The 13759-nt window shown below is 39.4% G+C and carries 13 protein-coding genes; 1 reads left to right on the plus strand and 12 read right to left on the minus strand.

Annotated features, from left to right (window positions below):
- Nucleotides 1-37 precede the first annotated feature (37 nt).
- The 11 genes from guaC to purC form a co-directional block, all read right to left on the minus strand.
- Nucleotides 38-1015: a GMP reductase gene (gene guaC, locus RV13_RS07410; protein WP_010744934.1), complete on the minus strand. Its 978-nt coding sequence runs from the start codon at nucleotides 1013-1015 to the stop codon at nucleotides 38-40.
- Nucleotides 1016-1196: 181 nt separating this feature from the next.
- Nucleotides 1197-1625: a DUF3788 family protein gene (locus tag RV13_RS07415; RefSeq protein ID WP_010744935.1), complete on the minus strand. Its 429-nt coding sequence runs from the start codon at nucleotides 1623-1625 to the stop codon at nucleotides 1197-1199.
- Between the two features lie 258 nt (nucleotides 1626-1883).
- Nucleotides 1884-3134 carry a phosphoribosylamine--glycine ligase gene (gene purD / locus RV13_RS07420; RefSeq protein ID WP_010744936.1) on the minus strand — a complete coding sequence of 417 codons (1251 nt, stop codon included), beginning with the start codon at nucleotides 3132-3134 and terminating at the stop codon, nucleotides 1884-1886.
- A gap of 15 nt (nucleotides 3135-3149) precedes the next feature.
- The gene (gene purH, locus RV13_RS07425) at nucleotides 3150-4682 is read right to left on the minus strand and encodes a bifunctional phosphoribosylaminoimidazolecarboxamide formyltransferase/IMP cyclohydrolase (protein ID WP_028021348.1); all 1533 of its coding nucleotides are present in this window, start codon (nucleotides 4680-4682) and stop codon (nucleotides 3150-3152) included.
- A 56-nt stretch (nucleotides 4683-4738) separates the two neighbouring features.
- On the minus strand, nucleotides 4739-5308 hold the full coding sequence (gene purN, locus RV13_RS07430; protein WP_010744938.1) for a phosphoribosylglycinamide formyltransferase: 570 nt from the start codon (nucleotides 5306-5308) through the stop codon (nucleotides 4739-4741).
- The gene (purM, locus tag RV13_RS07435) at nucleotides 5305-6348 is read right to left on the minus strand and encodes a phosphoribosylformylglycinamidine cyclo-ligase (RefSeq protein ID WP_010744939.1); all 1044 of its coding nucleotides are present in this window, start codon (nucleotides 6346-6348) and stop codon (nucleotides 5305-5307) included. The genes purN and purM overlap by 4 nt, the downstream gene beginning before the upstream one ends.
- 147 nt (nucleotides 6349-6495) lie before the next feature.
- Nucleotides 6496-7935 (minus strand): amidophosphoribosyltransferase, encoded by a 1440-nt coding sequence (gene purF, locus RV13_RS07440; RefSeq protein WP_010744940.1) that lies wholly within the window; start codon nucleotides 7933-7935, stop codon nucleotides 6496-6498.
- Nucleotides 7920-10139, minus strand: coding sequence for a phosphoribosylformylglycinamidine synthase subunit PurL (purL, locus tag RV13_RS07445; protein WP_010744941.1), 2220 nt, complete (start codon nucleotides 10137-10139; stop codon nucleotides 7920-7922). Before purL ends, purF begins: the two co-directional genes overlap by 16 nt.
- A complete protein-coding gene (gene purQ / locus RV13_RS07450; RefSeq protein ID WP_010744942.1) occupies nucleotides 10139-10819 on the minus strand; it encodes a phosphoribosylformylglycinamidine synthase subunit PurQ in 681 nt (226 codons plus the stop codon). The genes purL and purQ overlap by 1 nt, the downstream gene beginning before the upstream one ends.
- Nucleotide 10820: 1 nt before the next feature.
- A complete protein-coding gene (gene purS / locus RV13_RS07455) occupies nucleotides 10821-11075 on the minus strand; it encodes a phosphoribosylformylglycinamidine synthase subunit PurS (RefSeq protein ID WP_010744943.1) in 255 nt (84 codons plus the stop codon).
- Between the two features lie 2 nt (nucleotides 11076-11077).
- Nucleotides 11078-11794: a phosphoribosylaminoimidazolesuccinocarboxamide synthase gene (gene purC / locus RV13_RS07460; protein ID WP_010744944.1), complete on the minus strand. Its 717-nt coding sequence runs from the start codon at nucleotides 11792-11794 to the stop codon at nucleotides 11078-11080.
- Between the two features lie 256 nt (nucleotides 11795-12050).
- Here purC and RV13_RS07465 point away from each other — a divergent pair, with 256 nt between their 5' ends.
- Complete coding sequence (locus tag RV13_RS07465) at nucleotides 12051-12422, plus strand: hypothetical protein (protein WP_010744945.1); 372 nt, start codon at nucleotides 12051-12053, stop codon at nucleotides 12420-12422.
- A gap of 38 nt (nucleotides 12423-12460) precedes the next feature.
- Here RV13_RS07465 and purB read toward each other — a convergent pair whose 3' ends face one another.
- Nucleotides 12461-13756 carry an adenylosuccinate lyase gene (gene purB, locus RV13_RS07470; protein ID WP_010744946.1) on the minus strand — a complete coding sequence of 432 codons (1296 nt, stop codon included), beginning with the start codon at nucleotides 13754-13756 and terminating at the stop codon, nucleotides 12461-12463.
- Nucleotides 13757-13759 lie beyond the last annotated feature (3 nt).

Here is a 13759-nt window from a genome sequence, read left to right on the forward strand (position 1 = left end):
TCTTCACCAACACTAGTTGACGAAGAGCCAAATAATATTAAATCGTATCCCCGTTGAAAATCGAGTTCTTAACAACTACATAATCAACTTTTTGCAGCGCCTCTAAATCATTCCCACCCGCGTAAGAAATCGATGATTGCAAATCTTGCTGCATTTCAATAAGAGTGTCTTTTAAAGAACCTTTATAAGGAATCCAGATTTTCTTTCCTTCTACATTCTTCTTTTCACCTTTTTGGAACTCAGAAGCACTTCCGAAGTACTCTTTATAAACAACTCCATCTTCGACCATTGTTTCCCCTGGTGATTCCTCGTGTCCAGCAAAAAGGGAGCCAATCATAACCATCGTAGCTCCGAATCGAATGGATTTTGCGATGTCTCCATGAGTACGAATACCACCATCTGCAATAATTGGTTTACGTGCCGCTTTTGCACACCAACTCAGTGCCGCTAATTGCCAACCGCCAGTGCCAAAACCTGTTTTGATTTTAGTAATACATACCTTACCTGGCCCAATCCCAAGCTTGGTAGCATCTGCCCCAGCATTTTCTAATTCCCTTACTGCTTCTGGTGTACCAACATTCCCAGCAATTACAAATGTTTCTGGTAAATATTTTTTTATATGTTTGATCATATTAATCACCGGATCAGAATGTCCATGGGCAATATCAATGGTAATATAGTCCGGGTTTAATTTTTCTTCTGCTAATTGTTTTACAAAATCATATTCATATCCTTTTACACCGACACTAATAGATGTAAATAAACCACGAGATTGCATTTTCTTTATGAATGGAATTCGTTGGTCCTCATAAAAACGATGCATAATATAGAAGTAACCATTTTCTGCCAAAAATTCCGCAATACTTTCATCAATAATCGTTTGCATATTGGCTGGTACAACGGGCATCTTAAAACTAAACTTTCCTAATTGAACAGTCGTGTCACACTCTGAACGACTATTAACAATACACTTATTAGGAATCAGCTGAATATCTTCATAATCAAATACTTTCATAATGGCCTCCAATGAATAAGATCGCTATCTCATTTTAATTTGTTTTTATACTATTCAGACTACAAAAAGTAGAACTAATAAAAAAACATAGAGCGTTATCGCCCTATGTAATTTACAACATATTCACTTAAAAAGCAAGCTGATTTTAAATTTCGTCTCAAAAAACACGAACATTAACTTTTCACACTAAAGCATTCCTTAATTTTTTGGCCTGAAGACTAATTAAAAAAATAACGTCCTCCATTTCCTCCTCATTAGTAACTTTCATTTCGATTTGTTGAGTTTTTTTTGAAACATCTTCAAATTTTACTTTGAACTCATCTGACATTACTTTTACCATAGGGGTCAAATAACTTATTCCGAACTCTGGGAAAGGAGTAATAACTGAAAAGTAACTCTTATGGATTTTGATGCGACAAAGTAATCCATCGTATTGTTCAATAACTAGCTGCCATCCAGTCTGTTTCTGGAAAATATATTTGATTTTAGGATCATAATGCCTCATAAGTTGAGCCAACAATATTTTCAAATACTGAGAATTAGGTAATCCTGATAAGATCGTCTGCAACTCTTGCTTCTCACCATTCGTTTTGGATCGTTTTCTTTCCATGGTCCTCGCCTCTTTCGATATCAATACACTATGAAAATAAAAATAGTTTTACTTTGCGCAACTATTTGTATGAGTCAAATACTTTTTGTTTTTCTTCAAATTCACGTTTTTTTTTAACGTTTTTTTCATATTAAGTTTACCACTTTTAATTAACTCTGTCATTTTTTAAATCTCGAGGCAATTTGAGCAAAAAAAGACTGCAGACATCCACGATAAAATGGCTTCTGTCTACAGTCTGATTTACAAACGAAACTAGCTTTATTTTATTGATTTTGCACCGATATCCTTACGATAGAAGTAGTCTGTAGTATTCACCTCTTCTAAAGCTTCATACACTTTAGCTTGAGCAGACTCTATTGAATCCGACTCAGCCTCAACTAAAAGTACACGTCCGCCTGATGCGCGTATGGTTCCCTGATCGTCTGTTACTCCTGCAAAATATACAGTCACTTGATCATTAAATTCAGGAACAGACATTCCCTTTTTGTAATCATTAGGATAACCCTCCGCCGCTAAAACTACTCCTACTGAAGCTTGATTACTCCATGTCAATTCTGGTTCTTTATTATTTAACAGATCATCAATTATTTCTGCAAGATCACTAGTCAAACGTGGTAAAACGACTTGCGTTTCAGGGTCCCCAAAGCGAGCATTAAACTCAATGACTTTTGGACCTGTGTTGGTAGCTATTAATCCTGCATACAAGATTCCAGTAAAAGGTGTATCATTTTTCATCATTCCTGAAGCTGCTGGTTTCAGTATTCTTTCCACCGCAGCATCCACCATTTCTTCTGGTATCTGAGGTACTGGCGAGTAGGCTCCCATACCACCAGTATTTGGTCCCTTGTCTTCGTCAAATGCGCGTTTATGGTCTTGAGCAATTACCATTGGATAAACATTCTCATTTCTCACAAAAGCAAGCAAAGAAAATTCTTGTCCTTCCAGAAACTCCTCTACAACGACCTTGTCACCGCTCTTCCCAAAGCGATGATCCGTCATCATTTCTTTTAATGCTTGCAATGCTTCCTCTAAAGTCATTGCGACGGTCACGCCTTTGCCAGCCGCTAAACCATCTGCTTTGATGACGATAGGCGCTCCTTTTTCTTTTACATATGCACAAGCTGCCTCATAATTTGTGAAAGCTTCATAATCAGCAGTTGGAATCGCATTGTCCACCATTATCTTCTTGGCGAATTCCTTTGACCCTTCAATCATCGCCGCCGCCTTGTTAGGTCCAAAAATCTTTAGTCCCGCTGCTTGAAAATCATCAACAATCCCATTTAACAGTGGGATTTCAGGTCCAACAAACGTCCAAGCGATGTTTTTTTCTTTAACATAAGAAATCAATCCCTCATGATCATCTTCAGCGATATTCACTACTTGGATACCATCGCTTAACATGCCTGGATTTCCTTTCGCACAGTAAACCTCCGTCACTTTCGGGCTGTTCAATATCTTTCTTGCGATCGCGTGTTCTCGTCCACCGCTGCCAATAATTAATATCTTCATTGAATCCTCCTCAAATTAATGTCTAAAATGACGAACGCCTGTAAAGACCATTGCTACACCATATTTATTTGCCATCGCAATCGAATCTTTGTCACGAATACTTCCGCCAGGCTGAACAATTGCCTTGATTCCATGCTGAGCAGCATATTCCACGCTATCATCCATTGGGAAATAAGCATCACTAGCTAAAACTGCACCATCCATTCGTCCCTTAGCCTCATCTAGTGCGATTTTGACTGAACCGACTCTATTCATTTGTCCAGCTCCAACGCCAACTGTTTGATGTGCATTCGCAACTACAATCGCATTTGATTTTACATGCTTTACTGCTTTCCAAGCGAAGGCTAAAGCTTTTAATTCTTCATTTGTCGGCTTACGATCTGTCGCAACTTCCCATTCTTCGGGAATCTCTTCAATAACATCTTGATCCTGTACTAATAGTCCCCCTAAAACAGAAACGACTTCTGGTTGATTGTTTCTTTGATTCGCAAAATCTAATGTCATCAGTCGTAGGTTTTTCTTCCCTGATAACACTTCAAAGGCCTCTTTGTTGAAGCTTGGCGCGATAATAATTTCTAAAAATAGTTTATGCATCTCTTCTGCTGTCTCCAGATCAATCTCCCGATTTGCGACTAAAATACCACCAAAAATTGATGTGGGGTCTGCTTCATAAGCAAATTGATACGCCTCAGCGATAGTACGGCCACTCCCTATACCACATGGATTCATATGCTTTAATGCTACAACTGTCGGCTCAGTGAATTCGCGAGCAATACGAATTGCTGCATCAGCATCCTTAATGTTGTTGTATGACAGCTCTTTACCGTGAAGTTGTTGAGCACTAGCAATCGAGTAGGAAACAGGCAACGCACTTTGATAGAAAGCTGCCGTTTGATGACTATTTTCTCCATAACGTAACGTTTGTTTTAGGTCATACGTCAACGTTAATTTCTCTGGCTCGAGCTCGCTGACTTTCTCTGTTAAGTAATCAGCAATCAGTGCATCATAAGCTGCGGTATGACGAAACACTTTCGCCGCCAAACGTTTACGGGTCTCTAACGAAGTAGCTTGGCTGCTTTTCACTTCCGCTAAGACAAGTGCGTAATCTTTAGGATCAACTACCACAGTGACTGAACTGAAATTCTTTGCAGCCGAACGCAACATACTTGGACCACCAATATCAATATTTTCGATCGCGTCTTCTTCCGTTACGTCTGACTTTGAAATTGTCTCCTTAAATGGATACAGATTCACACAAACATAATCGATTGGCTGAATATCATGCTCTGTCATTGCTTCCATGTGACTTGCTAAATCGCGTCTTCCCAACAATCCACCATGAATTTTTGGATGCAAGGTCTTTACCCGACCATCCATCATCTCTGGAAAACCTGTCACTTCATCAATACTTAACGTTGGAATACCAGCTTCATCTAAAACTTTTTTAGTTCCACCAGTAGAGATAATTTCAACTCCCGCCGCAATTAAACCTTTAGTAAACTCTACAACTCCAGTTTTATCTGAAACACTAATTAATGCTCTAGTCATTATGACTCTCCCTATAATTATATTTTTTAAACAAAACTACCTTTTTGTCTGTATTTTCAGCTGTTTTCTTTTACAATCTTTGCTAAAACCTCAGGATAAAGCTGATGTTCGATTTGATGGATCTTCGTTTCTAGATCACTTAGACTGTCTTCATCTGAAACTTCGACTCTACCTTGAGCAATGATAGGACCAGTGTCTACGCCACTATCGACATAATGAATCGTTACACCCGTTTCTTTTACTCCGGCTTCATAGGCATCTTTGATTCCATGTAGCCCAGGAAAGTTAGGTAACAGGGCTGGATGAATATTCACAATCCGATTAGGAAAAGCTGCCAACAGATTTTTACCAATGATACGCATATAACCTGCCAATACAACAAGCTCAACATTGTATTCTGTTAGTAAATCCAACAGTGCATCCTCGTAGCTCTGTTTATCAGAAAACTCCTTCAGCTCAAAACTTTCACAAGGTATGTCAAACTTTTTTCCTCGCTCAAGCACGTAAGCATCATGGTGATCCGAAAATAATAGAACCAACTCCGCCGCAATTTTTTTATCCTTGATTGCCTGAGCGATTACCTCAAAGTTTGATCCGTTTCCCGAAGCCAAAACAGCTATTTTCATGCCTTCTCCCCTTTGAAAACAATCGATGATTCGTATTTTTCTGTCACTTCACCAATAATATATGATGTTTCGTTGCGCTTCTGTAAATCGCTCTGCAACTCTGTAACTTTATCTGGTGAAACGGCTAAAACCATTCCGATTCCCATATTAAAAATCTCATACATTTCCATTTCAGGTATTTCACCATATTTAGCCAATGCATCGAAAATCGGCAAGATCGGCCATGAACCTAGTTTAATTTCACAAGCTAACGTTTCCGGTAACATTCTTGGCAAATTTTCAACAAATCCCCCACCAGTTACGTGAGCAATACCATTGATTAATCCCTGTTTTACTAAAGGCATAACAGCTTCGACATAAATTTTCGTAGGAGTCAGAATTTCATTACCTAATGAATCAACCAATTCAGGCAATTTTTCATCTATGGAGAATTGATGATTTTCAAAGAAAATTTTCCGAACAAGAGAATACCCGTTTGAATGGATACCTGATGAAGGCAATCCTATTAAAACATCTCCTGCTTGAATTTTCTCGCCCGTGATCATTTGACTTTTCTCAGCGATACCAACTGTAAATCCTGCTAAATCATAATCCTCTTCACCGTACATTCCAGGCATTTCCGCGGTCTCTCCGCCAATCAAAGCTGCTCCCGCTTGAACACATCCTTCTGCTACGCCAGCTACAACTTGCTCTAAACGAGCTGGTACATTTTTTCCAGTTGCAATGTAATCCAAAAAGTAAAGGGGTTCTGCACCTTGTGCTACAATGTCGTTCACACACATCGCGACACAATCAATCCCGATCGTGTCATGTTTATCCGCTTGGATAGCAACCATTAATTTTGTTCCAACACCATCCGTTCCGGAAACTAAAACAGGTTCCTTCAATTGAAATTGACTTAAATCGAAACAGCCGCCAAATCCGCCGATTGCTCCCATGACACCTAAACGTTCTGTTCTTTTTACATGTTTCTTGATGCGCTCAACTACTTCATAACCAGCTTCCACATCGACGCCAGCTTTGGAATATGCGTTTCCCACTTGATTCTCTCCTTATTCGTGATTAAGTATTCTTTGACTAAACAAAACTATACGTTCCTCTTAATCAGACAATTTGTTCTATTAAATTTCCATGGAGGATTTTACCCTTCTCGCCTTGCTAACTGTGAAAAGTAAGCATGACATCTTTTAATAGAACGACGTTTTCTCTTTTAAAGTTGCTTGATAATGGGCTTCATAGTCATATAAAGGTGTTGGATAATCACCATTAAAGTATGCCATACAGAGCCCAGAGTATGGGGCATCAAAATCTAACCCAATCGCATGAATTAGCCCATCTTCGCTCAGAAAGGATAGTGAGTCTGCTCCGATCATCTCTCGAATTTCTTCGATTGAATGATTGGCTGCAATCAATTCTTTTCGTGTTTGGATATCGATCCCGTAAAAACATGGATATCTCAAAGGAGGTGAAGCGATCCTCACATGAACTTCCTTCGCGCCTGCTTCTTTTAGAAGATTTACAATTCGACGACTTGTCGTTCCTCGAACGATGGAATCATCTACCATAATCACTCGCTTTCCTTCTACTACACCACGTACTGCAGAAAGTTTCATGCGTACACCCTGCTCCCGTAATTCCTGCGTTGGTTGAATGAAGGTTCGGGCAACATATTGATTTTTAACCAGACCCATTTCATAAGGAATCCCTGATTCTTCAGCATAACCGCTTGCTGCTGATAACGAAGAGTTTGGAACCCCTACTACCATATCTGCATCAATAGCAGCTTCTTGTGACAAAATCCGTCCCATGTTTTTTCGAGCACTATGAACATTCACACCTGCAATATTCGAGTCTGGTCGTGCAAAATAAATGTATTCCATTGAACAAATTGCATGTTGCGTATCATCAGTAAACCGTTCTACCTTCAAGCCATCATCATTAATGGTAATGATTTCTCCAGGGTTTACATCTTGAATGAATGTTGCACCGACAACTTCCAAGGCACATGTTTCAGAAGCTACAACATATGCACCGTTAACCATTTGCCCAATTGATAACGGCCGAAATCCATTCGGGTCGAGAGCCGCAACCATTGATTCTTCTGTTAGCATCAAATATGCAAAACCGCCTTTTACTGTGTTCAAGGCTTCCTTCATCCGGTCGCACAAAGTATCTTTTTGACTGCGCCGAATTAAATGCATCAGAATTTCAGTGTCCGAATTAGAATGGAAAATTGCACCATCAATTTCCAATTCTTTTCGCAAGCTTTTCGCATTTGTTAAATTCCCATTGTGAGCTAAAGCGAAATCTCCATCGTAAAAATTGAATAGAAAAGGTTGAATATTATCAACACTGCTTGTCCCAGCTGTTGCATAACGTACATGCCCGATTGCTGTCTGTCCCGTCAATTGGTTCAATTGACGTTCATCCTTAAAGACTTCTGATAATAGTCCTAATCCACGAGTACTGATTAAATTTCCACCATCATTACTGACAATTCCAGCACCTTCTTGTCCACGGTGCTGCAAACTATGCAAGCCAAAATAAGTGACGCGAGCAGCATCTGGGTGTCCCCAGATACCAAATACGCCACATTCTTCATTTAAACTTTTTACTTCATTAGACATGGAATGGCTTCCTCCCATAATTCTTCTGCCTTACTGACTGCTACTTTGATCACACCACCGTTAGCCGTGATCACAAGTTCGCCCGTGCTAGTTGTTTCTCCAATGTTTACCGCCTTGTTGCCCGCTAAAGCTTCAAATGCTGCCTGATTTTCAGGTTTTATAGATAAAACAAAACGTGATTGTGTCTCAGCAAAAAGATTTTCAACCGGCATAGCGATAGTTACTTCAACACCTAATTGATTGTTAAAGGCCGCTTCGGCAATAGCAACTGCTAAGCCCCCTTCAGCACAATCGTGGGCGCTTGCTACTAATCCAGCTTTGATGGCGGAAAGAACCAACTCTTGATTTTCTTTTTCAACGCTTAAATCAAAGTCCATTAACGATCCTTCTACTAGACCCTTTTGCATTTTTTGAATCTCTGTGCCATTAAAGTCAGCGTTTGTTTCACCGATAACATAAATCAAATCACCAGCTTGTTTAAACTCTTGTGTAGTGATATGTGACAGATCTTCAATTAGTCCAACCATTCCAATCATCGGTGTTGGATAAATTGCTTTTCCATTTGTTTCATTGTACATAGAAACATTTCCAGAAATAACTGGTGTATTCAATGTACGACATGCTTCAGAAATACCATCTGCTGATGTCCATAGTTCCCAGAAGCCTTCAGGTTTTTCCGGAGAACCATAATTTAAGCAGTCTGTGATTGCTAAGGGTTGTCCACCAGAGGCAACAATATTTCGTGCCGCTTCGGCAACCGCAATTTGTCCGCCAACTTCTGGGTTTAAATACAGGTATCGTGCATTACAGTCCGTTGTCATCGCTAATGCTTTGTTGGTTCCACGAACACGCATGACTGCTGCGTCGCTTCCAGGTCGGACAACAGTGTTTGTACGAACTTGAGAGTCGTATGTTTCATATATCATTCTTTTAGAAGCAATTGTCGGCTGCTGCAACAACCCCAATAATGTCTCTGTAGCATCCTTAACTTCAGGCTTGAAATCGTCCATGTCAGCAAATTCTTGTATGCGAGCAGGTTCTTTCTTCTCATTCTCGTAAACAGGGGCGTCTTCAGCCAATGCGTCTACCGGCAAGTTTGCTACTTCTTCACCATGATGATACAAGCGATACATCCCATCATCGGTTACCTCGCCGATTGTTACTGCATCTAACTCATAGCGTTTAAATAATTCTACAACCTCTGCCTCGTGACCTTGCTCAACACAGATCAACATACGCTCTTGTGATTCAGACAACATCATTTCGTACGGAGTCATATTCGTTTCACGCTGCGGCACATCATCTAGATAAAGTTTCAATCCTGATCCTGCCTTAGAAGCCATCTCAGAACTTGATGAAACCAATCCAGCTGCCCCCATATCCTGAATACCGACCAAAATATCAGAGTGTTCTAAAATTAATTCCAGACAGGCCTCCAAAAGTAATTTTTCCATAAACGGATCACCAACTTGAACGGCAGACCGCTGTTGCTCTTCACCTTCCACAAATTCTTCAGAGGCAAAGGTCGCTCCATGAATCCCATCACGTCCTGTTTTTGCACCGACGTACATGATTGAGTTGCCGACGCCTTTCGCCTGACCTTTTTGAATGTCTTTATGATCTATTAAACCGACACACATAGCATTAACCAATGGATTTCCTTCATAACAAGGATCGAAGGCTACTTCTCCACCAACTGTCGGAATTCCAATACAGTTTCCATATCCGCTGATTCCAGCAACAATTTCTTCTAACAAGTATTTTGTACGAGGTGTATTCAATTCGCCAAAACGAAGCGAATCTAAAATAGCAATTGGGCGAGCCCCCATACTGAAGATATCCCTAATAATTCCGCCAACTCCTGTTGCGGCACCTTCATATGGCTCAACTGCTGATGGGTGATTATGGCTTTCTGCTTTGAAAACCACTGCTTGCCCGTCTCCAATGTCGACGATCCCTGCACCTTCTCCTGGTCCTTGCAACACTTGCGGTCCGTCTGAAGGGAATTTACGTAACACTGGTTTTGAATTTTTGTAAGAACAGTGTTCACTCCACATAACTGAGAAAAGACCAGTTTCTGTATAGTTTGGAAGCCGACCAAGAATATCTTCTGAAATTAATCGGTATTCATCATCAGTCAAACCCCATCCAGCATATATACGCTGATCTTTAATCTCTTGAGCTGTCGGTTCTAATTTCATCATTAGTTTGCAGTCACCTTTCCAAAATTAGTTAAAATCGAAGCGAAAAAATTCTTTCCATCGTCTGAACCAAGCAATTTCTCCATTGCTCGTTCTGGATGTGGCATCATACCTAGGACATTTCCAGCCTTGTTTGTAATTCCCGCGATACTTTCCACACTACCGTTGATGTTTTCACCTTCGTAGGTAAAGACGATCTGATTGTTAGCCTTCAACTCAGCTAACGTTTTCTCATCACAATAGTAGTTTCCTTCACCGTGAGCCACAGGAATTTGAATCTCTTCATCTTTTTTGTATTCTGAAGTAAATTTTGTTTGGTTATTCACAACTTTTAATGGCGTAATTTTGCTAATAAATTTCAGTGAGTCATTCCGACGTAAAGCTCCAGGTAATAAGCCTGCTTCTGTCAAAATTTGGAACCCGTTACACGTACCAAAAACTGGTTTTCCTTCTTCAGCGAATCGAATAACCTCGTCCATAATATTGGCAAAACGAGCAATCGCACCACAGCGTAAGTAATCTCCATAAGAGAAGCCTCCTGGAAGCAGGACACCATCAAAACCATCTAAACTGGCCGCGTCATAGCGAACATACTCACAATCAGCACCCATGATTTCTTTCATCGCCCAGTACATATCTAAATCGCAATTTGAGCCAGGAAAAACAATGACCGCAAATTTCATGTTAAACTTCCTCCGATGTTGAAATTTCATATCTATAGGTTTCCATATTGACGTTAGCCAATAATTTATCACACACTTCTTCGATCATTTCCTCAACCGGCCGATCACTTTTAGCAACTTTGATCTCAAAATATTTACCGATTCGAACATCTTCGATCTCATCATAGCCTAGACGGTGAACAGCACCCTTCACAGCTTCCCCTTGTGGGTCCAACACAGAGTCCTTATACGTTACATAAACTTTTACAAAATACATCCTTATTCTCCTCGCTTTTCTAATCTATTTAATACTTCTTGGTATACTGGAATAATGTCTCCTAAGTCACGACGATAAATATCTTTGTCTAAATGTTCCTTCGTTTTTTTGTCCCATAAGCGACACGTATCCGGCGATACCTCATCTGCTAGTAGAATGGTTCCATCCTTTTTACGTCCAAATTCAAGTTTGAAATCAATCAATGTAATATCCATCGAGTTAAACAATTCGATTAACGCTTGGTCTACTTCCAGAGCCATTTGTCGCAATTGTTTAATCTCTTCAGTTGTCGCAAGTTCTAAAAAAAGAATGTGATCGTCTACAATCATTGGATCATCTAACTCGTCATTCTTGTAATAAAATTCAACAATTGGCTTATTCAACTGCACTCCTTCTGGAATAGCTAATCGTTTTGAGAAACTCCCTGCTGCAACATTGCGTACTACTACTTCTAAAGGAATGATATCCACCGCTTGAATCAATTGCTCAGTTTCCGAAAGCTGTTTAATAAAGTGGTTTTTGATATTTTTACTTTTTAAAAAATTAAAAATCAAACCAGTAATTTGATTATTTAGTTCGCCTTTACCGCTTATTTGATCTTTCTTCGCACCATTTAGAGCGGTCGCTTGATTCAGATATTCTACCCAGATGACCTCTGGATCATCTGTTTCAAACAATTGTTTTGCTTTTCCTTCATACAATAAAGTTCCTTTTTTCACGTAATAGCGCTCCTTTTTTATGAACATTCTAAAACATATCGCAATAATCGTTCGTTAATCAAATTCATCTTTAGTGTAACAACAGAAAAAGGATATTTCAATATTTTATCGTATATTATAGTGAAACAATTATTCTATTGTTCGTGTTTATAACATTCCGTAAACACAGGATAATCGCTCCACTCAAAGACAGCGTTTACATTTTGTGAAAATGGTGCTATATTTAATTCGAACGAAATATATGGGGGAATTCACTATGTTAGATGCGCCGGCAGCAGCTCAGAAATTTCTTAATTCAATGAAAGAATCAGATAAACAGCACTTATTGAATGCCTTGTTGGGGTTAGATGCGACTCACAATCTTAATCGTGATACAAGCTTTTATTCCTACCGTAATCTAAAAAAACTTTTGCATCCAAGACAATCTCAAGCTATGCAATCTTTACATTTTTCGAATAAAGTACAAGATAGCTTGATTATTCGGCAATTCAAAGATCACTCATTCTTAAAAAATTCCTATCGAATTGAAATTTTATTAAATTCTGTGAATTATGATTATCGATTAATCAGTTGCTTATTGGAACAGCTACATGAAAGCTGCTTCGTAGATGCCTATTCCTATGCCTAAACACGTAAAAACCTCTTGCTATTAGCAAGAGGTTTCTTTTATTTGATTCCTACACGTTCAAATACTTTATCCACGTTTTTTAAGTGATAGTTATAATCGAAAGCATCGTCTAAGTCTGCTTCCGACAAAACGTTAGTAATTTTTTCATCTTCTTCAAGCAACGGACGGAATTGAGTCTGATGATCCCAAGCATACGCTGTTTTCGGTTGAACTAAATCATAGGCCTCTTCCCGCGTCATACCTTTATCAATCAATTTTAGCATTACACGTTGACTATAAATTAATCCAAAAGTAGCCTGCATGTTTCGTTTCATATTTTCTGGGAAAACTGTCAAATTCTTGACGATGTTTCCGAAGCGATGCAACATATAATCAACCAAAATAGTAGTATCTGGTGTAATAATTCGCTCGGCTGACGAGTGAGATATATCACGCTCATGCCATAGCGCCACATCTTCAAAAGCGGTAATGAGATGACCACGGACTACGCGAGCCAATCCAGTCATATTTTCAGAACCGATTGGGTTTCGCTTGTGAGGCATCGCAGAAGAACCTTTTTGACCTTTCGCGAAAAATTCTTCAACTTCACGCGTTTCAGATTTTTGCAATCCTCGAATCTCAGTAGCGAAGCGTTCGATTGAAGTAGCAATCAATGCTAGACTTGAGAAGTATTCCGCATGAAGATCCCTAGGCAATACTTGCGTTGAAACTTCCTGTGGACGAATGCCTAACTTCTCGCAGACAAATTCTTCAACAAACGGAGGAATATTCGCAAATGTACCTACCGCTCCTGAAATTTTTCCTGCTTCAACCCCTTTAGCTGCATGTTCAAAACGCTCGATATTTCGCTTCATTTCCGAATACCAGGTAGCCAACTTCAACCCAAAAGTTGTTGGTTCAGCATGAACACCGTGGGTTCTTCCCATCATCACTGTATTTTTATGTTCTTTCGCCTTTTCTCCAACAATTACTAAAAAGTCTTGCAAATCTTGGCGTAAAATATCATTAGCCTGTTTGTACAAATAACCATAAGCAGTATCAACAACGTCTGTACTCGTCAATCCATAATGAACCCATTTTCGCTCTTCTCCTAAGGTTTCGGAAACTGCACGGGTGAAAGCTACGACATCATGCTTTGTTGATTGTTCAATTTCTAAAATACGATCAATATCAAACCCTGCATTTGCACGAATCTTTTCTACATCTTCTTTAGGAATTTCACCAAGTTCAGCCCAAGCTTCATCCGCTAAAATTTCAACTTCTAACCAAGCCTTATAACGATTTTCATCGCTCCAAATATTTCCCATTTCTGCTCTTGTATATCGAGGTATCATGAT

It is taken from the genome of Enterococcus raffinosus, from assembly GCF_001886185.1.
GTDB classification, from domain to species: Bacteria; Bacillota; Bacilli; order Lactobacillales; family Enterococcaceae; genus Enterococcus_A; species Enterococcus_A raffinosus.